General features: G+C 37.5%; 18 protein-coding genes and 1 tRNA gene. 3 read left to right on the top strand and 16 right to left on the bottom strand.

What is annotated here, in order from left to right; translation table 11 throughout:
- Nucleotides 1-134: 134 nt before the first annotated feature.
- The 5 genes from BTO11_RS07500 to BTO11_RS07485 all read right to left on the bottom strand — a co-directional run bounded on the left by BTO11_RS07500 (nucleotide 135) and on the right by BTO11_RS07485 (nucleotide 7,278).
- On the bottom strand, nucleotides 135-1,238 hold the full coding sequence (locus BTO11_RS07500; protein ID WP_105052018.1) for a hypothetical protein: 1,104 nt from the start codon (nucleotides 1,236-1,238) through the stop codon (nucleotides 135-137).
- A gap of 150 nt (nucleotides 1,239-1,388) precedes the next feature.
- Complete coding sequence (locus tag BTO11_RS07495; protein WP_146105470.1) at nucleotides 1,389-5,036, bottom strand: response regulator; 3,648 nt, start codon at nucleotides 5,034-5,036, stop codon at nucleotides 1,389-1,391.
- Between the two features lie 612 nt (nucleotides 5,037-5,648).
- Nucleotides 5,649-6,134 carry a type II toxin-antitoxin system death-on-curing family toxin gene (locus BTO11_RS07490; RefSeq protein ID WP_105052016.1) on the bottom strand — a complete coding sequence of 162 codons (486 nt, stop codon included), beginning with the start codon at nucleotides 6,132-6,134 and terminating at the stop codon, nucleotides 5,649-5,651.
- Nucleotides 6,135-6,145: 11 nt separating this feature from the next.
- The gene (locus tag BTO11_RS16480) at nucleotides 6,146-6,316 is read right to left on the bottom strand and encodes a hypothetical protein (RefSeq protein WP_181135867.1); all 171 of its coding nucleotides are present in this window, start codon (nucleotides 6,314-6,316) and stop codon (nucleotides 6,146-6,148) included.
- A 158-nt stretch (nucleotides 6,317-6,474) separates the two neighbouring features.
- Nucleotides 6,475-7,278 carry a type II toxin-antitoxin system death-on-curing family toxin gene (locus tag BTO11_RS07485; protein WP_105052015.1) on the bottom strand — a complete coding sequence of 268 codons (804 nt, stop codon included), beginning with the start codon at nucleotides 7,276-7,278 and terminating at the stop codon, nucleotides 6,475-6,477.
- An 848-nt stretch (nucleotides 7,279-8,126) separates the two neighbouring features.
- Between BTO11_RS07485 and BTO11_RS07480 the strand changes: the two genes are divergently transcribed.
- Nucleotides 8,127-9,473: a pentapeptide repeat-containing protein gene (locus BTO11_RS07480; RefSeq protein ID WP_105052014.1), complete on the top strand. Its 1,347-nt coding sequence runs from the start codon at nucleotides 8,127-8,129 to the stop codon at nucleotides 9,471-9,473.
- Nucleotides 9,474-9,576: 103 nt separating this feature from the next.
- Here BTO11_RS07480 and BTO11_RS07475 read toward each other — a convergent pair whose 3' ends face one another.
- The 10 genes from BTO11_RS07475 to rlmE all read right to left on the bottom strand — a co-directional run bounded on the left by BTO11_RS07475 (nucleotide 9,577) and on the right by rlmE (nucleotide 18,362).
- The gene (locus tag BTO11_RS07475) at nucleotides 9,577-10,131 is read right to left on the bottom strand and encodes a recombinase family protein (protein WP_105052013.1); all 555 of its coding nucleotides are present in this window, start codon (nucleotides 10,129-10,131) and stop codon (nucleotides 9,577-9,579) included.
- A 158-nt stretch (nucleotides 10,132-10,289) separates the two neighbouring features.
- The gene (locus BTO11_RS07470; RefSeq protein ID WP_105053697.1) at nucleotides 10,290-11,390 is read right to left on the bottom strand and encodes a tyrosine-type recombinase/integrase; all 1,101 of its coding nucleotides are present in this window, start codon (nucleotides 11,388-11,390) and stop codon (nucleotides 10,290-10,292) included.
- Nucleotides 11,391-11,392: 2 nt separating this feature from the next.
- Nucleotides 11,393-11,893, bottom strand: coding sequence for an integrase arm-type DNA-binding domain-containing protein (locus BTO11_RS07465; protein ID WP_105052012.1), 501 nt, complete (start codon nucleotides 11,891-11,893; stop codon nucleotides 11,393-11,395).
- A gap of 166 nt (nucleotides 11,894-12,059) precedes the next feature.
- Nucleotides 12,060-12,144, bottom strand: a tRNA-Leu gene (locus tag BTO11_RS07460).
- Between the two features lie 18 nt (nucleotides 12,145-12,162).
- Nucleotides 12,163-12,573 (bottom strand): preprotein translocase subunit SecG, encoded by a 411-nt coding sequence (secG, locus tag BTO11_RS07455; RefSeq protein ID WP_105052011.1) that lies wholly within the window; start codon nucleotides 12,571-12,573, stop codon nucleotides 12,163-12,165.
- 9 nt (nucleotides 12,574-12,582) lie between these two features.
- Nucleotides 12,583-13,320: a triose-phosphate isomerase gene (gene tpiA, locus BTO11_RS07450; RefSeq protein WP_105052010.1), complete on the bottom strand. Its 738-nt coding sequence runs from the start codon at nucleotides 13,318-13,320 to the stop codon at nucleotides 12,583-12,585.
- A gap of 84 nt (nucleotides 13,321-13,404) precedes the next feature.
- Nucleotides 13,405-14,736 (bottom strand): phosphoglucosamine mutase, encoded by a 1,332-nt coding sequence (glmM, locus tag BTO11_RS07445; RefSeq protein WP_105052009.1) that lies wholly within the window; start codon nucleotides 14,734-14,736, stop codon nucleotides 13,405-13,407.
- Nucleotides 14,729-15,562, bottom strand: coding sequence for a dihydropteroate synthase (gene folP, locus BTO11_RS07440; protein ID WP_146105469.1), 834 nt, complete (start codon nucleotides 15,560-15,562; stop codon nucleotides 14,729-14,731). Before folP ends, glmM begins: the two co-directional genes overlap by 8 nt.
- Nucleotides 15,563-15,708: 146 nt before the next feature.
- Nucleotides 15,709-17,685, bottom strand: a complete 1,977-nt coding sequence (gene ftsH / locus BTO11_RS07435) for an ATP-dependent zinc metalloprotease FtsH (protein WP_105053695.1) — start codon at nucleotides 17,683-17,685, stop codon at nucleotides 15,709-15,711.
- Between the two features lie 47 nt (nucleotides 17,686-17,732).
- The gene (gene rlmE / locus BTO11_RS07430) at nucleotides 17,733-18,362 is read right to left on the bottom strand and encodes a 23S rRNA (uridine(2552)-2'-O)-methyltransferase RlmE (protein WP_105052008.1); all 630 of its coding nucleotides are present in this window, start codon (nucleotides 18,360-18,362) and stop codon (nucleotides 17,733-17,735) included.
- A gap of 100 nt (nucleotides 18,363-18,462) precedes the next feature.
- Between rlmE and yhbY the strand changes: the two genes are divergently transcribed.
- Nucleotides 18,463-18,759: a ribosome assembly RNA-binding protein YhbY gene (gene yhbY, locus BTO11_RS07425; protein ID WP_105052007.1), complete on the top strand. Its 297-nt coding sequence runs from the start codon at nucleotides 18,463-18,465 to the stop codon at nucleotides 18,757-18,759.
- A 274-nt stretch (nucleotides 18,760-19,033) separates the two neighbouring features.
- On the top strand, nucleotides 19,034-20,419 hold the full coding sequence (locus tag BTO11_RS07420; RefSeq protein ID WP_105052006.1) for a Na+/H+ antiporter NhaC family protein: 1,386 nt from the start codon (nucleotides 19,034-19,036) through the stop codon (nucleotides 20,417-20,419).
- 122 nt (nucleotides 20,420-20,541) lie between these two features.
- On the opposite strand, the gene BTO11_RS07415 is transcribed toward BTO11_RS07420, so the two are convergent.
- Entirely contained in the window at nucleotides 20,542-21,789 is a 1,248-nt protein-coding gene (locus tag BTO11_RS07415) for an acyltransferase family protein (protein WP_105052005.1), read from the bottom strand.
- Nucleotides 21,790-21,817: the final 28 nt, after the last annotated feature.

Raw genomic sequence — 21,817 nt, 5'->3', positions numbered from 1 at the left:
AAAATGTCAGCTTTAAAAGTTAGGCTTTTAAACATCCCGTTTAAAAGCTGAAAGCAAAAAAAACCAGTCATTAGACTGGTTTTTTTATGTAAAATTATCGCTTTAGTTACATCATGTTGTTAACTATTTAACGTCTACTTTTTGCTAACTAAGTTAGGTACGACAACGATTAAGCCACCAACTACCAAAATAGCAATAATGGCACTTATCATCCCAACTGTGGTTGTGATCCAGTCCCAGAAATTGAATGGTTTAGCGACTACGTTAAGGTCTTCAATGATGGTTTTCTTACGTCCTTCATTTTTAACTAAGCTACCATCACGATTTTCTAGATTAATAAAAGGTGTTACTTTTAAAAATATTTTATGTGCGCCTTCTTGATTAGCCAATACAGACCAACGCCATTTAGGCGTAAAAGAAGTTGAGATTGCTTGATCAGGATTTGAAACCGCTACAATAGTAAGTGCTTCAGAGTTTGATGCTTCTAGTTCAATGTGAACAAACTCATCAACTTTCATTTGGCCTACCAAAGACTCAACATCTGGCAGTAAACCAGAATCTTGATTGATAAGACTAGATAACTGCATTACCGCTTCAACTTCAAATGCATCACCAACAACCAATTCTTTTTTCGGGTTAAATGTATATTTTGCGTTTGCTAATCTAGTTAAAGCTCTATCGACACGAGCAGCTAATTGAATATCTTTTTCACGGTCTGTCATTTCAACCGGCTCTGCAACTAACGGCTCACTAGCATCATTAAGTTCGTCATCGTCGCCATTTAGCACTAGGGCATCGTCCGAAGTGATATCGAACTCAACAACTTGTTCTTGTTCTTCAGGATCTTCTAAACCTAGTTCTTGTGGTTCAGGTAAATCTAATCGAACGTCTTGGAAGTCATCTTCTACTTCAGCTTCAACTACAACCTTTTTCTTAACCGTTTTTAGTTTGTCCGCCGCAGGCGCTGCAACTTCTTGCTTAACCACAATTGGAGCTGGTATTGGCTGAGGTGCAGGTTTTGGTTCAGGCTCAGGAGTTGGTTCAGGCTCTTCGACTTCAACAGGAGCGGCTTCTGGCTCAGCAAGAGGAGCAACGACAACTTCTGGAGTTGTGGCTACAGTTTCTTCAGCTGACTCATCAGAGTTACTAGTACAACCGAGTAATATAGAAAATAAAAATGCGGTAACCGCAGATTTGAATAAAAAACTTTCTTTGAAATTTGATTTAATCGACTTCATAGTACTTCCCTACAAATAAAAAACTGTCTAAATATCACCCATAAAACAATTAGATACAAGAAGTTTATAGTTAACCGACTTATTAATACGTCTAAACTTGATTTGCACTTAATACTTTTGATGGGCCTGTGATCATCTACTTAAATTAATTTAAGATTTAAATTCGGATAACCAACGCGTTAATGCCTCTTGTAACTTACTTGGGCTTACCGGCTTAGAAATAAAATCATCCATTCCTGCCGCCAAACATTTTTCTTTATCGCCCTGCATTGAATTTGCCGTCATTGCTATGATTGGAATTCCACGGTCAAGGACTTTAGAGTCCTCAAGACGAATTTGTTGAGTCGCTTCATAACCATCCATTACTGGCATTTGACAGTCCATTAGAACTAAGTCAAAAGGTAAATGTTCTAACGAGTGCAAAGCTTCTTGTCCATTTGCAGCTAAATCGACTTGAACGCCAAACTTTTTCAATAAACCTTGAGCCACTTTTTGATTAACCGGATTGTCTTCAACCACCAATATTCTTGCTTTAAATTTTGGATACTCGCGCGCACTGTAGGCAGTGATTAACGATTGATCTGGAGAATTAACCCCAGTTATGGTGAGTAAACTATTGTAAAGAATAGACTGATCTATCGGTTTATTAAGATAGCCACTAAAGCCAGCGGCCTTTAATTTTGTCGCATCCCCACGTTTACCTTGTGATGTCAGCATCATTAAGCTCAGATCAGAGCAAAGGCGACTATCTTGCTTAATTTTTTCAGCAAGTTGAAAACCATTCATTTCAGGCATTTGCATGTCGAGGATAGCAATATTATAAGGAACGTCTTTTTCAACGGCTTGTCTTAGAGCTTCTAGCGCAAGCGGCCCACTGTCGACCAAAGTATGTTCAACTTTCCACTTAGTAAGCAGTAAACCTAACAATGTACGGTTGGTTAAATTATCATCAACCACCAGTATTTTTTGGTCTTTTAAACTGTCATAAGATTCTGTAATTAACTTTTTGCTGGAATTGGCCACATTCACTGTAAACCAGAATGTTGAACCTTCACCTTTAACACTGTTTATTCCTATTTTACCGCCCATAAGCTCAACTAATTGCTTACTTATGGATAAGCCTAATCCTGTGCCGCCATATTTACGAGTAGTTGAACCATCCGCCTGACTAAAACGTTCAAACAGTTTATTTTGATCTTCTTGCGAAAGGCCAATACCGGTGTCGGTTACTTCAAAGAACAAGGTGGTTGAGTTTAAACTGGCACCTTGCACTTTACAGTGTACTGATACTTCGCCTTGTTCGGTAAATTTAATCGCATTACCAACTAAGTTATTGAGTATTTGTCGTATACGGCCAGGGTCGCCAATAAATGACTGAGACGGCATTAAGTTAGCCGGACAAATAAGCTCTAAGCCTTTGTTGTGAGCCTGAAAAGCCAAACTACTGCCTAGGTCGTGTAGCAATACCGACAAATCAAATTCAAGTGGTTCAAGCTCTAACATGCCCGCTTCCACTTTTGAATAATCAAGAATGTCGTTAATTACACTTAATAATGATTCCGCACTGTTTCTTACGGTTTTGGCAAAACCACTCTGCTCAGGATTTAACTGTGTATCCAATAACAGATTTGTCATACCAATTACGCCATTCATTGGCGTGCGAATTTCGTGACTCATATTGGCTAAGAAATTGGTTTTTGACTCATTGGCTACTTCAGCTTGTTTTTTTGCTTCAGCTAAACGCGCTATGATTTCTTTTTGATGAGTAATATCAGTACTAATTGAAGTAAAGCCGCTCAACTGTTGCTGATTATCGTAAAGTGGCACTATGGTAGTATCTACCCAATACAGTTGGCCGTTCTTTGCTTTATTTCGTACTTCATCGTGCCAGAATTCATCTTTGGAAACCCCAAGCAACATATTGCGCCAGTAATCTTTTGAATGATCACTAGGGTTTAAAATATCATGGTTTTGGCCAATTAATTCTTCACGACTATAACCGCTACTGGCACAAAACTTATTGTTAACATAAGTAATAATACCGTTTACATCCGTTACATAAACCAGCGAATGTTGATCCATTGCTGTTTTTTGAGCGGCTAAATCTTGTTGAGCGGTTATTCGTTTTTGCTCGTTAACCACACGTGCGTCAATTTCAACTTTGAGTCTTTTGTTCATGCGGAAAAAGATAACGATGATCAATATCAACAATGACGTGATAGGTAATACCCATGCAATAATGGTTGATAATTTGGTTCCCGACTGAACATGAATAGATAACCAATTATTCGCGATTGCCGACTTTTGTTTTTCAGTCATTGCAGCAAAGGTTTTATTTAAAATAGATACCAATGGCTCAAGTCCTTTACGAACGGCCATGTTTAACTCAAGCGTATAAGGGGTAAATGAAGTGATAACCAGATCGTTAATTTCGTTTTCATTGATTTCATAATTAATAACAGCAATAGAATCAATAAACGCATCAATCTCACCGGACTGTAACTTTCTAAGCCCATCTTCAACTGAGTTAACATCAACTATATTTATAGTTGGATGATCTTGATGAATTAGATTTTTAAACACATACCCTTCAACTATCCCAAGCTTTTTGCCACCTAACGAGGCTAAGTTTTCAGCATAAAAAGCCGTTTTCTTAATAACTAATACAGAAGGAATATCAAAATACGCATTTGTGTAATTTATGGTCTTGGCTCTTTCTTCCGTATAGAAAACCGCTGACATGATATCAATCTTACCTTGATTGAATTGTTCAAATCCCTCGTACCAGGTCATTCCTAGCGTTGGAGTAAAGTCGATGTTTAATTCTTGCTCTGCGTACTTAATATAATCAGCAGTTATACCGCTATGCTCGCCCAACTCATTTAACGACTCAAACGGTGCCCATTGACTATCAATACCTAAACTAAAAGAAGCATGCTGTGACAACCACTTTCGTTCAGCCCCTGTTAAAGTAGAAACTGTAGATTCAGTCTCAAAAAAAGGCTTTAACCTAGGTTGCCACTTTTTCTCTAAATCTATGATTTTATTAATAGGGATATTTTCTATACCCGCATTAACTTTAGCTAATAATTCAGGCTGGCCTTTCGCCATAAGAGCAAATACATTATTGGAAACAATTACTTCATTGGAAATGGTAAATACGCCACTTAAGCCTTTTTTAGCGATATGGGCAAAAGCGCTAGGCAATTCAGCAATCACAGCCTGAATTTTATTATCCACTAACTGCTCAATCCCTTCATCAAGATTGCTGAACGTAGATAACTCAATTTCAGGATACTTTTCTCTTACGTAGAATTCTTGGTAACTGTTACGTTGCGCAGAGATAACTAAATACTTTAAGTCTCTGAGTTTGGATTTTTCACTAATTGAACGATTATAAATAATACCTGTTTGCACATTATGAATAGGGAGTGAAAAATCAGCCCACTCTGCACGCGCATCGGTACGGAATAATCCAGAATGGATAGTATTTTTTTGCTTTATGAGTTCTAAGCTATCTTGTAAAGGCGCCATAACAAAACGGATAGGCACACCATTTGTTTTAGACCAAAGCTTCCAGAACTCGATATACAAACCACTAAAAGTGCCGTCGGGTAAGATAAAGCTAAAAGGCAGATTTTCGCTCAGCCCCACAACAGTAAGAACTTCTGAAGGATCTTGCCCTTGCCCTGCAAACAACTCTTGTTTGTATTTTGCAGGTATTTTTTGGCGCAGCTCTACTGAAGGCTCTATTCCTTGCTCAGCTGACGGCTCCGGGCTCTGTTCTGCTGACAGCACTGAAGTACTGTAAAAAAAGACAACAGTTAACAACAGATAAAAGGCGATTGTTAAATTTTTAATTTCATACTCTCCGTAATGTTCAACAACAGTATAAGTTAAATAATTTGTTTTTGGTTCAATAAATTAACACCAAACCAAGATGAAGTATTAATCATATTAACATCCCTGTTTTTTTAGTAAAAAACAAAGTAAATATTTACGTGAGAGTTAATTTTGAAATCACCTAAAAGGCTAGGGAAATAAGTTAATAACATGCTAAATAAAAATTAAGCTAGCCGAAAAGCTAGCTTTGGAGGATTGCTAACAATCAAAGTGATTTGACGCCATTGGTTTTCAAATGTGAGAGATCTTTTAGCGAAGTCCATGCTTTAAATCTTTTTGAAGGTCTAGAAAAAATTCCCCCCTCGCAGGGCGCTGTTCTTAGGGTAGCGGGAGGGGTGTTGTTATGGGAAAGTATAGTGAACAAAATAATCTTGAGCAAATGTTAAATTAACAATCAATTTGCTCTAGCCCATTGATTCATCTGACCACATTAATTTTGTGATAAGTCAAAGTGCTCTACTCCCATTTTCACTAAGTTCATCAGCGAAAGGAAACGTCTACAAAATACTACTTTCGCCATAATGTAGGAATAGTGAAAGGCAAATCTTCTAGCTGAGATCGCACTCCAATAGGGTATTTAGAGGGCGTTGAATAATGTCTAAACCAAGATTGTAAGTGATATGGATCATTCGCAAGGGGGCATTTAGTTGCAATATCATGAGAAAACTGCAAAATTTCAATCTCTTGAGGAGAGAAAATAAATCCGTTAATTCTTAAGAAGATGACAGATGCAATAAATGCAGTTCTCTTATTACCATTTCCGAATGCATGAGCTTTATTAATTGAAATCATTAATTGGGCGGCTAAAACATAAACATCTTTGCAATTTTCAAAGTAGCTAAATGTATTGGGTCTTTGCTGTGCACCATCTAGAATATTGCGATTAACGCTAAATTTTTCATAAGGGGTAAATGATAAAGCTTTCTTATTTATTAAAATAAGGTCTTCACTAACAAGCCATCTTATTCCTTTAGTGGCGTCTCCATTTGCCATAATTACCACCCTTATATTGTAGCTAATTCCTCAATCGCACGTTCAAACTTTTTAGTTGTTTCTTTCAGCGCAGCAGTAACAACAGCGTTATGCTTCCCAAGATACGGGCGTGATTTAACCTCCGTATTAGGATCGTAATCCGTCAAAAGGAATGTATCGTTTGTTTTTTGTAATGCTGACATAACAACCCCCTTAAGCTGTAAAAGTGACGCGAAATTATACACCTTACTTAATCAATAACAACCATTGGATGTAATAACAAACATTACCAACTATCTAGAGTGCTAATAGAGCCGGTTTTTATATTTAAATATCTATGACTTAGAATAAAATGCTAGCACTAGGTTTTTGCTAACATTCTTAACGTTTTCTTATATTTCATTATAAAGTCATCTGGTGTTGCTTCTTTACCATAAAACAATGTTGAATCTATACCATAATCATAAGTTAGATTTGTTTTTTTTCGAACAGATTTAATCAAATTTTTGCCCACACTTCGACTAGGCCAATATGGAATATTAGCTACTTTTCTTTTTACTTGTACCTGCTCATAACCAAACCAACCTTTCCGTCGCTTTTCCATCTCAATTTTAAATACATCGACATAGTTGCCTTTTTGATTTTCAAACGTCACATTGTACTGTTTAAGTAATCTTTCAAACTCTTTGTAGGAAATTGAACGGTCTCCCTTGGATATTTTCCTTGTTCTTTTTTTTATCCATTTTTTCATTGCACTTATTTCTGCATCGGAAACATCATTGAAACCTTTAGTTTTTTTCTTTCCAGAAAAAGTATGTTTCGCAACCTTAAGCATAAATGTATAAAGCTCATCTTGGGTTACAGCAGCAGTAAATGTAAGTCCATTTTTATCTAAATGGCAAAGCATAGCGACTAATGCGGTTCTTTTATTTCCATTGTGGAGTGGATGATTATTACAAATTCCATAACACAGAGTTGCAGCATTACTAATTGAATCTGGGTATTTAAGAACATCTTTAAACCCAGAGTATTGTCGTGATATTGCTGATTCAAGCATCCCTTCATTTTTGACTCCAGGTGGGGATATCGGATCATCAGAATCAAAGGCTTCCAACGTTAACCGTTCATGGATTCTTATAACATCTTCACTGGATAACATATTCATTGAACTTAAACTACTCCTTGTCAATATTAAACCTACTCATGACAATTTTTAATGGCCATGAGATAGATAAAGCATATTTAAAAATAAACTAAAGATACATCGTCATTAATTTAATCTTATACATTAAACAGATAAGTTCATTAATAAAACAGTTTTATTACAATTAAGTTTTAAACATTCTGTTTTACCTCTCCATCACAAAATCACTTCGTTAAATATTATTTTTTATTAAATTCGAAGCATGGATGCTGAGAAAGGACTGTTTGTTCACATCATGGATGATGGGATGTCATCATGCAGGGATGTATTATTAGATGACCAAAGGACGACTTTTCAGTCCGTTTTTTAGTTACATGGATGTAGTAACTTAAGCTTTTGTCTGGAACAAAAAGCTTGGTAAACAAAAATAACTATTTAATGAAGTATTGGATTTTGGTTGGAAGCGGCTTTTTTCGGTTACATTTTTGAGCTGTTGCAAAAAGGTAACTTGCCGAGGGGCGAAACCTCAAAGTTCATATAAATACGATTTAACAGTAACTTAACTAAATAAAAAACATAAAAAAACCGAAAGTCCTATTTCTAGGCACTTTCGGCTTTTGTGGCTCTTCAATGTTATAACAACAATACCAAAGAACCTTGTATTGGTGCGATGGAGAGACTCATTAATAACACGTAACGTATTAATAAATAACATTTATTTTTTTAATAAATATAAACACACCACTAAAGGCACCACTATACAGAAAATTCAATTATAAATATGGCTCAGATCATATATTGAATTTCCCCAAAACTACATATCAAAACAGTATAATGTAGAATTAAACCTAAAATACAATGGACTTTTAATGTCATTACTCTTCAGAATTAACATTATTCTTATATTATTAACATTTATTTTTCCTGCAAAAGCTTATAAAAATGACATTACTCGCATTTATCCATGTGAATATCTCTCACTAGAACAAAGAAAAAAAGAAGCTAATAATATAGATTTGTTTATAGAACGAGCTGAGTCTCAATCTTCAAAAAAATTATGCTTTTTCACTTTAGAAGGAAAGGTCTTACCCTACTTTAATCTACGAAATTTAAATTTACATAGCGTTAATTTTAGAGGCTCGGGCTTTTCCTCAGCAGATGCTGAAAATACTAAATTTTTTTGGTCTAGCCTAGAAGACACCGACTTTAGCTCGTCAAATTTAAGAAATGCAAAATTCAATATTGCAAAATTAAATAATGCTAACTTAGAAGAGACAGATTTAAGAGGTGCAGACCTGTATAGAGCAACTTTGCATGGTACTAATTTAACCAATGCAAGTTTTGGATGTTTACCAGATAATGTAACTAAATGTACTAATATAACTGGAGCTTCATTCCATGGGCCATCGTGCGAATTCAATTACGAAACCCAAGAACTCAAGTGTAATCAGGAAGAACTAGTATTTGCAGACATCAAAGGTGCCAAAAATATCAAATCACTAGTTTATGATTATTCAGACCATCTAAATTTCCCTCCAACACTGATGTTATTGAGAAAACATTTACGAGAAAATGGATATGAAAGAGAAGCTAGAGAACTAACCTACGTAATTCAAAAGGGTAAAGATGAAGAAACATTTCAGAACCCACAAAATACTATACAGTTAATAGGTGCATATATTCGATGGTTAGCATTTGATCTAACAGTTGAATATGGAGTAAACCCCAGTGGTTCTTTAGCTTTGTTATTATATACGTTAGTAATCTGTAGTTTCATATATGGAACAGTGCTACTACTTCAGGTTAAATTTAATTTACGATGGATAGGAAGTATAACTTTAGTAACACCTAATATTGATCCTACCTATAAATTAGATGTCAAATACTTCGAAGCTGGTTCATATAGAAACGAGAACCTTCTTAGAACTTTATATCTCCATAAAAGTGAGCTCGCTCCTTATGGTCCGGATAGCTCAATAAATATAAAACACATATTATTAGTTTTGGTCCACGCTATTTGGTTCAGTATTTTATCCTCTTTCCATTTTGGTTGGAGAGATCTAAATGTTGGAAACTGGCTAGCGCGAATTCAACCAACAGCTTTTACATATAGACCAAACGGGCTCTTTAGTGTTATATCAGGAATCCAATCTTTACTTAGCATTTATTTCTTAGCTATTTTTGTTTTATCTTCTTATGGGAACATATGGGGTTAGATATAAGGGAAACATTCGATTACAACGTACTTTCTAATCTAGCAAAGAGGCTTAATTCTATTGTGTTTTGAAGTTATTCTAAGATACGACATATTTTTAGATATTAACTATTGCTAGCAAGTGTCTTATAAACAGTTGTTCTGGAACAGTTCAGTTGTTTGGCTATTTGAGATTTATTCACACCATTCTTTGCAAGTAATTGAATATTTTCGTTTAACTCTTTATTAACGGGTTTCCCCTTATATTTTCCTTTCTGTTTGGCTATAGCTATACCTTCACGTTGACGCTCAAGCATCATAGAACGTTCAAACTGATAGATACCACCTAACATTGTCAGCATGAGTTGTTGCATAGGGTTATTTTCGCCAGTGAACGTTAAAGATTCTTTGTGGAATATTAACTTAACGCCTTTATCAGTTAGTTCCTTAACAAGTGTTAGAAGGTTTTCAGTGTTTCTGGCCATTCGGCTAATATCATGGACATGTACAGTGTCGTCTTTTCTAACAAATTTTATTAGCTCTTGAAGTGCTGGTCGGTTTGTATCTTTGCCACTACATTTATCAGTGAACGTTTCGTCTAATGATATTTCATGTAATTGTCGTTCTGTGTTTTGTTCTATTGTTGAAACACGAATATACCCAATTTGTTTACCATTCATAATTATTCCTAGAAACTGTTCACTTTAAGTCTTAGATGTCATAACAATATACGTACAGTTAATAAAATACAACTTAAAATGAACATAATACTATTAAATGATGAACGTACACTTTGACTATGCCTAAAATGTACGTTTAAAACATTAACTTCAGATAGTTACTTTTTCGCCATCATTTCTTGAAACTCCATAAATTGTTTGAACTGCCCTTCAATATCTGGAGAAACCTTTTCAGCAGGCTTTGATAATTTACGAAGCAATTCAGCCTGTTTGTAATCTGGTACATCACCATAACTATAAAAGCTTGTAAGAACACTCTCATGCCCTAGATTTTGACTCCATGCTTTAAACTCTTCTGGAGTTTGGCAAAGGTTCTCGGCTAGCCTGACTAACGTATTCCTAAAGCTATGTGGATTAAAATAAGGAAAACCAGCAGCTTCAAAAGCATGTTTAAAAATTTTACGAATTGAGTTTGCATTGCTCCAATGTTCTTTCAGCAAACCTACAGCTTCAAATTGCTGATTTTTATTATGTGCTAACTTAGTCTTAGGAAACAAAGGATCCGATTGCTGATACCCATGTTCTTTAACCAAATGCTCAATCCACTCAGCCAAAATTTGTGACGGAAGTTGACCTACAGGGAAAAAATATGTGCTAAAGGTCTTACTAAACTTAGTTTTTACATCCCTCGCATCTTGATAGAAGCATTGTTCAGTGAGATCAATATGCTTAATTTTAACCGAAGCTACAGCGCCATCCCTTGCACCAGTTAAGATGGTAAATGCCACTAAAGCTCTATCACGCTTTTCAATCTCTGTTGTAAAAGGCATCGCCTCCATTGTTTGCATTATTTGGTCAATCGTTGCGACATTACGTTTTCGCTTGGCGTTGCCAATCCGAGTATCTTTTTCCGATAAGTTAAAATACTCAATGTCGGAATAGTTAATTTTTGCTCGAAAACCTTTTTGCGTTACTAGATATTGGAAAAACGATTTCAAGTTTCGAATAGTAGTAAGGACAGTTGCCTTACTTAATTCTTCTCCTGTAACGGCTGACTTTTGTCTCGTCAAATGCTTCTTAAATCCTATTGCATGCTTTGCCCTAAATTTTTTAAAATCAAGATAATTAGAGAATTCTTCAAAGCGATTAACTGACTTCATTACCCCATCAATTGTTGATTGATCAAGCTGTTTAGCTTCCCCTAAATACTTGGTATATTCATAGAGAATTCGGGCGTTTTTCGTACTGTTCTTTTTCATCATCAAATTCCTATATCAAAGGATAATTTAAGAGCGCTTGATCTCTTAGGATTAAACTTATCTATTGGGCGGTGGCCTAATTTGGGAAATAGATGTTTATCGAAATTTCGCCAAAGGCTTTTAGAGGTTGTTTCTGCAACTTTGCTCTTCTTAATTTCAAACCAATCAGAAGCTACAGTTTGTAAAGTATGGCTGTTAGTAAGTTCTTGCAGCCTGCTTTGGTCTTCTCTGTGTTCTTTAGGATCTATACCATTGGCTATGAGTTCTTTTGCTTCCGCTCTTTTCTTACGAGCATCAGCTAAAGATACCGCTGGATAAATACCAAAACTCATAGACAAACGTTTTTTGGTAATTGGATGAATATAATCTAGCATCCAAGACTTTGAGCCATTTGGACTTATCCAAAGTTGAAGACCACCACCGTCTGATAACTTCTGACGTTTATCAGTTGGCTTTGATTGTTTTACTTGCGTATTTGTAAGTGGAGTCGTTGTTCTAGCCATTTTAGTGGGGTCGCTCTTTGTTGATTTGATCTGACACCACTATAAATACCACTAAAACATGTGGATTACAAAAAACACTATGAAATAACTTAGGACAACAAAAAAGCCCAACACCTTATCAGTGCTGGGCTTTCTGGACGTTCTAAACCAAATTAGAACCTTGTATTGGTGCGGATGGAGAGACTTGAACTCTCACGCCTTGCGGCACAGGCACCTCATGCCTGCGTGTCTACCAATTCCACCACATCCGCGTAGTTTTTATAATCTAACTAGTTAGATGTTTTATCTTCTGTAGCAGCAGGTACGTCTGTTGATTTTTCATCTTCAGTCGTTGTTGCAGCTGGAAGATCAGAGTCAGTGTTTTCCGTTACTGGCATGTCTGTCTCTGGAGCTACTGTTTTTTCTGCAACTCTTGTCGCCATTTCAGTAGCACCGTCATCGCTTTTAGTAGAGTTTGCCGTTAAGCTTCCTAGGAAGATACTGATAACGAAGAACAAGGTCGCTAGAATGGCTGTGGTCTTAGTTAAAAAGTTACCTGAACCGTTAGAGCCGAATAAAGTTGCTGATGCGCCTGCGCCAAATGAAGCGCCCATATCAGAGCCTTTACCTTGTTGGATTAACACCAAACCAATTAAGGCTAAAGCGATTACTAAATAAACTGCAATTAAAATCTCGTACATGCTTGTTTCCTAAGCTACTGCGTTTTCACAAATTGTCATAAAAGAGTCAACATCTAAACTAGCTCCGCCAATAAGGCCGCCGTCGATGTTGTCACTACCAAATAATTCTTTACTGTTTCCAGGGTTTACACTGCCGCCATATAAAATACGGGTGGTATTGGCTAGTTCATGATTGTAACCAGCTAATATTTGACGTATTTCGTTATGAACATCTTCTGCTTGTTCACAACTGGCCGTTTTACCTGTGCCTATCGCCCAAACCGGCTCATAAGCAAATACTATACTATCTGAAAAAGAAGGAAGTACATCTAATACCGCTTTAACTTGGCGAGTGATCACCGTTAAAGTTTCGCCATTTTCTCTTTCTTCATCTGTTTCACCAACACAAATGATAGGGATTAGCCCGGCACTTAGTGTTGCTTTAACTTTTTCTGCCACTATGTCGTCGGTTTCACCAAACAAAGCTCTACGCTCTGAATGGCCAACTATTACATAATAACAGCCAACATCACGTAACATTCTTCCAGATATTTCACCGGTAAATGCACCTGACTCTTGGCTTGCAATATTTTGAGCGCCTTTTTGGATGCTCGCTGTATCTTCACTTAAATATACAAATGGAGGGCAAATTACAGCTTCTACTTGTTCTGCGTTTAATGTATCTAAACGTTCAACCATATTGGTTAGTAGGTCGCGGTCGCCATTTAATTTCCAATTTGCTACAACTAGAGGTAATCGAGTGGACATTAAATCTCTCCTAGTTTTTAGGGGCGAGATAGTATCTAACCTCGCCAAAAGTTACAAGAGATGCTTACTCTTATTAAGCAAATATTATGCGAATTCTCTGACTTTTTGTGCGACTTTTTCAGCAACACTCACAATAAGGTCTGCATCTTTGCCTTCAGTCATCACACGTATTAGCGGTTCAGTCCCAGACTTGCGAATTAAAATACGCCCGTCTTCACCTAATTCTTGCTCTGCATCTGCAATGGCTTGTTTAACTTCTTCAACGTTTAATGGCGCTTTATTATCTGCGTAACGAACGTTAATTAGCTTTTGCGGATATTTTTCCATACCAGATTTTAACTCTGACAAACTCATGCCCGTTTCAACCATAGCGGCCAATACTTGAATACCAGAGACAACACCGTCGCCTGTTGGTATGTGCTCAAGGTTAATAACATGACCTGAACCTTCGCCACCAATTGACCAATTATTTTCTTTTAATAATTGCATCACGTAACGGTCACCAACGTTGGCACGTTTAAATGGAATGCTTAATTTTTTAAGGGCAACTTCAAGACCTAGGTTAGACATTAATGTACCAACCACACCGCCGTTTAACTTACCTTGTGTTAGTGCGTGTCTGGCAACAATGTAAACCAGTTCGTCACCGTCAACTTCTATACCGTTTTCATCCACCATGATAATGCGATCGCCATCACCGTCTAACGCAATGCCTACATCAGCTTTGTGCTCTAACACTTGTTTGCGTAGCTCTTCAGTGTGAGTTGCACCACATTTTTCGTTTATGTTGATGCCGTTTGGTTTATTAAAAATTGGAATAACATTGGCACCAAGTTCTGAAAAGACTTCTGGCGCTATGTGGTACGTTGCACCATTTGCTGAGTCAACAACGATAGTCATGCCGTTTAATGAGTCAGGCGCAAATCGACTTTTACAAAACTCGATATAACGTCCTGCGGCATCATTGATACGAAACGCTTTACCGAGTTGGTCGGAGCTAACGCAAGTGATCTCTTGCTCTAATAAGGCTTCAATTTGAAACTCAATTTCATCTGGTAACTTGGTACCGTCTTTTGAAAAGAATTTGATGCCGTTATCGTAATATGGATTATGCGATGCGCTGATCACTATGCCAGCGTCTGCACGAAAGGTTTTGGTTAAATATGCAATAGCAGGTGTTGGCATAGGGCCTAACAAACCTGCATCGACACCAGAGGCGATTAAGCCTGCTTCTAGTGCCGTTTCTAACATGTAGCCTGAGATACGTGTGTCTTTACCAATTAACACTTTCCCTTTGCCATTTGCGCCAAATACTTTACCTGCAGCCCAACCTAATTTAAGGGCAAACTCAGGGGTAATTGGTGCCTTTCCGACTAAACCTCGGATACCGTCTGTGCCAAAATACTTTTTAGTCATTTTCTACTCCATATCTCATCGCATTAAAGATGCGTACTGCTTGTTTGGTTTCTTCTACATCGTGTACTCGAACAATATCAGCACCGTTATTCAGTGCTAACGTAACCGCGGCAATACTACCAACGAGTCTTTTGTCGACGGGAATGTCGAGTAAATTGCCAATCATCGACTTACGCGATAGGCCAATTAATATAGAACATTCTAACTGTTTGAATTTTTCTAGTTCAGCTAACAGCTGATAATTATGCGCCAAGGTTTTACCAAAGCCAAAACCTGGGTCGATAACTATTCGTTTCTTGTCTATTCCTAACGCTTCACACTCAGCAATTCTGTTTGCAAAATACTGGGTGATATCAAGCATTAGGTCATTATAAATTGGGTTACTTTGCATGGTTCTTGGTGAACCTTGCATGTGCATAATACACACAGGCACATTACTATTAGCAATGACCTTTAACACGCCCTCACCTTCAAGGCCGCACACATCATTAATTAAATCGACACCAACATCAATACCCGCTTGCATCACTTGTGCTTTGTTTGTATCTAACGACACGGCACAATCCAATCGAGATTTAATCGCTTCAATGATTGGTATAACGCGTTCTAACTCTTGATCAACATTAACAGCTTGTGCACCTGGGCGAGTAGACTCACCACCAATATCTATTATATCGGCACCTTGTTGTAACATAAGTTCAACTTGTTTGAGTGCGTTATCAAAATGAGAGAAACGACCACCGTCGGAAAAAGAGTCTGGGGTTACATTAAGTATTCCCATTACTAACGGTCGTGGGATATTTTGAAAGTCGATTTTACGGGTCATTTATATTCTGTTTTTTATAATCTGGTTATAAGGCTATAAGGTTATAAGGCTATAAGGCTATAAGGCTAGCGGTTCATTCATATTAAAAAGGCTCCTTTCGGAGCCTTAATTAAGGTCTGTCTTTTTTAGTATAAAGTCAGACAGTATTATGAGTCAGACGGTTTTGAATCAGTATCACTATCCGATGAATCTTTTGCATCATCTTGTTTAGTGTTATCTGAGTCTGATTTAGCTGAATCATTTTTGTCCGAGTCTTTTTTATCAGAATCTTTCTTATCCGAGTCAGCTCTGTCTTTCTCTTTTTTATCTGCAGCCCAAGAAGCAGGTTCACGAACCTCAACTCTATTCATCAGATCGTCAATTTGTTTCGCATCAATTGTTTCGTATTTCATTAATGCGTCTTTCATTGTCTCTAACACATCACGATTTTCAGTTAAGATTTTTTCAGCAAGCTGATAATTTCTTTCGATTAACGATCTAATTTCAGCGTCAATGTCGCGAGTGGTTTCAGCTGACATTGAATTTGGTGCTTCACCAGAATACATGCCATTGCTGTCTGCTTTATACTTAATTGGACCCAATTTTTCTGAAAGGCCCCACTCAGTTACCATTCTACGAGCGATGTCTGTAGCACGTTCGATATCGTTTGATGCACCAGTTGTAACACCTGCGGCACCTAACGTGATCTCTTCTGCGATACGTCCACCAAATAAAGTAGCAATGTTAGACTCTAACTCAACACGTGAAGAGCTGTATTTGTCTTCCTCTGGTAAGTACATAGTCACACCTAACGCACGGCCACGTGGAATAATACTTACTTTATAAACTGGGTCATGCTTAGGAACTAAACGACCAACAATAGCGTGTCCTGCTTCATGATATGCAGTATTGGTTTTTTCTTCTTCAGACATAACCATGCTTTTGCGCTCAGCACCCATCATGATCTTGTCTTTGGCTTTTTCAAAATCTTGCATATCAACAACACGTTTATTATGACGGGCAGCAAATAATGCAGCTTCATTAACTAAGTTAGCTAAGTCAGCACCAGAGAATCCTGGAGTACCACGAGCAATAAAGTTTGGTTCTACGTCGTCCGCTAATGGAACTTTACGCATATGCACTTTAATAATTTGTTCACGACCACGAACATCCGGTAAACCTACAACAACTTGACGGTCAAAACGCCCTGGTCTTAATAACGCAGCGTCTAGTACATCAGGTCTGTTAGTGGCTGCAATAACGATAATACCTTCATTACCTTCAAAGCCATCCATTTCAACTAACATTTGGTTTAGTGTTTGTTCACGTTCGTCATTACCACCACCATGGCCTGAACCACGTTGACGGCCGACTGCGTCGATTTCATCGATGAATATAATACAAGGTGCTGCTTTTTTAGCTTGTTCAAACATGTCACGTACACGAGATGCACCAACACCAACAAACATTTCAACAAAGTCAGAACCTGAGATTGCAAAGAAAGGTACTTTAGCTTCACCAGCAACGGCTTTAGCTAATAACGTTTTACCTGTACCAGGTTGGCCTACCATTAATACGCCTTTAGGAATTTTACCGCCTAATTTTTGGAATTTACCAGGGTCTTTCAAGTATTCTACTAACTCTTGAACTTCTTCTTTGGCTTCATCACAACCGGCTACATCTTTAAATGTAGTTTTAATTTGGTCTTCGCCCATTAAGCGCGCTTTAGATTTGCCAAAGGACATAGCACCTTTGCCGCCGCCGCCTTGCATTTGACGCATGAAGAAGATCCAAACACCGATTAACAACAGCATTGGGAACCAAGAAATTAGGATTTGACCTAATATTGAACGTTCTTCTGGTGGTACACCAACAACACGAACATTCTGTTCAATTAAGTCATTCAATAAGTCTTTATCGTATGCTGTAGGAATATACGTTTCAAAACGCTCACCTGAACGTCTTAAACCAGTTATAGTACGATCTTCAATTTTAACTTCTCTGATCAACCCTTGTCGAACATCCTGAATAAATTGGGTGTAGTTTGAATTTGTGTCTTCGTCATTATCGCCTGGCACTATGCCTTGAAAAACGGACATCAAAACAATGGCAACAACCAACCATAACAATAAATTTTTTACCATATCACTCAAGGGAAAAACCTCTAGTCAAATAAATTAAAAGAAGATTACTATAATTTGTAACCTGTCGCTACCAAATACACTTCCCGTGAACGGGCTCTTGAAGAATCTGGTTTACGAATTTTTACTACTTTAAATGCAGACTTCACATCTGCCATAAACTGCTCAAAACCTTCGCCTTGAAACACTTTAACTACGAACTTACCATTTTGTTTCAATACTTGATGACACATATCCAATGCTAATTCGACCAAATACATGGAGGTAGCTTGGTCTACGGTATCATTACCACTTAGGTTTGGCGACATATCCGACATCACTAAATCAACATTTTTTCCGCCAATTCTCTCTAACAAGGCATTAAGTACTGACTCTTCACGAAAGTCACCTTGTAAAAAGTCGACACCTGCCATTGGATCCATTGGCAAAATATCACAAGCGATTACGGTTCCGTTGTCGCCTAATTCGTTAACAACGTATTGGCACCAACCGCCTGGAGCTGCACCTAAGTCTACCAGTGTATCACCTGATTTCATTAGTTTATCTTTCTTTTGCAACTCTTCTATCTTGAAATAAGCGCGAGAACGAAGTCCTCTTTTATTTGCTTCTTTTACGTACTTGTCGTTTACATGTTCCTGTAGCCATTTTTTGCTACTGGCCGACTTACTATCTTTTGCCATACTATTTACCTAATAAAAGCGCTTATAAATTGGTAATAACTTAAAGGTGGGGTAGAATAGCGGTAATTCAAGTAATTATCATTGTTAAATTTGTGACAAAATGAATCTAAGTAAAAAACAAAGCCAATTTTTAAAGGGCGAAGCCCATTCTTTAAAGCCAGTTGTACAACTTGGCAATAACGGTTTCACTGAAGGCGTATTAGCTGAAATTGAAAATGCACTTGCTGTGCATGAATTAATTAAAGTTAAAATTCCTTGTGAAGACCGTGAAGAACTTAAGTTATACGTTGAAGCGATTGTTAGAGAAAGCAAAGCAGAAAAAATCCAATTAATTGGAAAGACGCTAGTTTTATTCAAACAAAGTGAAAACCAAAAAATTGAACTTCCAAAGAAATAAACCTCTTTTAAAAGCTTCAGTTTTATAAAAAGCCTGCAATTTGCAGGTTTTTTTGTGTTTGTTTTTTGCAGCTAATGAGCTGAAATGCAGGTTAAGAATAAAAAGTTACTGTCATTGATCTGGCTTTTTAAGGCATTCTGTCTTTTAGGGCTATCTTTTTTGCATCAGGTCTTTCAGAATGAGAGCCTATTGACCGGCGTACTTTTACTCCGCCAGCATTTATATTTAATAAAACTCAAATAATAAGAACTCGTTTAACGAGATAGGAGACATAGTGTCTGATTGGTTTACGGTAATTCCTCCCCTTCTGGCTATCGCCGTCGTATTGTGGAAAAAAGAAGTTATTCTGGCATTATTAACTGCCATCTTCAGTTCTGAGTTTTTAATACTATTAAGCCAAGACGACAGTTTAACTAGCTTAGCTGGCTTTGCAATTTCCAGTATTGAGCGGGTTGTTGCTGTATTTTCTGATGGTGGCAATACTCGAATATTAATATTTTCATTGTTAGTCGGCGCATTACTCGCATTTATGCGCTATTCCGGTGGTGTGTCTGCGACGGTTAAATTTTTAGTTGAAAAAGGCCTCAGTGGTAATCCTCGCCGAGCTCGATTGCTTGCTTTCTTTACCGGTGTGTTTATTTTCATAGAGTCAAACTTAAGCATGTTAATGGCGGGTATTTTATCTCGCGGCTTGTTTGATAAATTTAATATGAGCCGTGCAAGACTGGCTTATATTATCGACAGTACCAGTGCACCAATTTGTATTTTAATTTTACTTAATGGCTGGGGTGCTTATGTACTGGCGTTAATTAGTGAATACGAATTAAAACAGTCGACTATTTCGACTCTGATGCAAACTATCCCACTTAACTTTTACGCTTTAATTACGTTGGCGGTTGTCCTTTACACTGTCGTAACCGACAAAACTCATGGCCCATTAAAGCAGGCTGAGTTAAATCAGTCTAAAACAACCACTCAACTTGAGCTTGAGATAGAACCATCTAAACCAAGATATATGTTAGTGCCTTTATTGGTGATGTCGTTTTCAATGATTGGTTTTATGTTTTTAACTGGTAATGGCGACTTTATTAACGGTTCAGGTTCTAAGTCGGTGTTATACGCCACGGCGCTTGCCTGTATAGTTTCTTATGCAATGATGGTTGGCAGTAAGAAATTTACCCATAAAAAAATGACTACCATAGGCTTTTCTGGCATGGCTGAATTATTACCTTTAGTTATGATAGTTCTGTTTTCTTTAGCCTTGGGCGCAAGCTTGAAGGTACTGGGAACCGGTATATTTATTTCTAACTTGGTGGCTGAGTCTTTACCGTATTTCTTGATCCCAGCGGTGTTGTTTGTTGCCGGTGGTTTGATTTCATTTTCTACAGGGACTAGTTGGGGCACATTCGCTATTTTGATCCCAATAGGCATGCCACTTGTGGTTAATCTGGATTTACCTGCGCCACTTATTTTAGCCGCTATATTAGGCGGTGGAGTGTTTGGTGATCATTGCTCACCAATATCAGATAGCACAGCGGTAAGTTCTGTCGCGTCAGGCTGCGACTTGTTAGAACACGTGCAAACTCAGTTACCGTATGCTTTGTTTGCCGGCGGGTTAACTATTGCAGCTTACATCTTTGCTGGTTTAATAATGATTTAATTCTTGAATTCAGGAAGTAATAAGTCATTATTAAAAACATAAAAAAACGTTTCCAAGGAAACGTTTTTTTATGTCTATAACTATCTACAATTCGGGTTTTTAATCTAGAACTATAAAAGCCATCAGACTTTAAAGAAAACTTTGCGTTTATATAACAGGTGCATAACCAGATAAGACAATAACAAAAAGCTAATCGCGTAAGCTAACGAGCCATTTAAGCTGCCAAATACAGGTTGATAAAGCTCTACATATATCCAAGCTTGTAAGTTAATTTTTCCCACGGGGATCATTAATAACACTCGAGCGACAATGCCAGAGAAGATAAAAAACAAAAGTGCATTAGCCCCGAATACCACAAAAGGTGCACTCCAGTTTTTCCAGCCTTTAATGTCGATTAACCAAGTTAATATCGCCAGCGTTACCAATGCCCAGCCGGTTGTCATTATCACAAAACTTGAGGTCCATAATGTTTTGTTTATAGGGAACACTAAGCCGAATAACTCGCCTATGACAATTAAACATAACCCCCACGCCAGCATGATTTTACTTTGTTTTATTAAGAGGTGAGTTAAAGAATGAGATGCTGACGCCTTTGTCACTGACTTGCTATTTTCGACTTCATCACTTGATAGTAAATCGCCAGTAAATACGCCCGCTAACGCACCGGCTATTGCAGGCAACGTACTGAGTATGCCTTCTGGGTCAAAGGCAAAAGGCACGGCTTTGGCGTAATACACATGGTTAGCACCCAACAGATAATTATCTAACCAGGCGGTTAAGCTGTTGCCCTGTTGCAATAAACCTTGATACACATTGCCATAATCGTCGCTATAAGGGACAAGCATCATGATGCCCCAATAACCTAGTAGTAAACAGCCAATCCAAACGGCCCGACCGACTCGTCCAAAATATAAAACAATTAACACTGTAAAAAAGAACACAATTGCAAGGCGTTGTAATACCCCCATAACCCTGACTGTTTGCAGTTTAGCTTCAATCCAGCTGTAACTAACATCAACAAAATTAAAATAGAACAAGGCTAAAAACAAACCTAAACCAAATAGCTTTAAGGCTCTTATTAACGCATTTTTGATTAAGACTGATTTATCAGTTGCATTGGCTATTGCTCTATTCATCACAATAGCGATGGAAATGCCCATGATAAAAATAAAAAATGGAAAGATCAGATCGGTTGGCGTCCATCCATGCCAGGTGGCATGTAACATTGGAGGATAAACATAAGCCCAAGTTCCAGGATTATTCACCAGCACCATAGCGGTAATGGTTAAACCACGAAAGACATCTAGCGCTAAAAGCCTATTGGGCGGTAACGCACTGAGTATTTTGCTGCAATGGCTTGAGCCAAACATCTTGTATTTATCCTTTTTAAATACAGCC

The organism is Psychrosphaera saromensis, assembly GCF_002954545.1.
GTDB lineage: Bacteria > Pseudomonadota > Gammaproteobacteria > Enterobacterales > Alteromonadaceae > Psychrosphaera > Psychrosphaera saromensis.
This window is presented reverse-complemented; position numbering and strand designations above follow the sequence as displayed.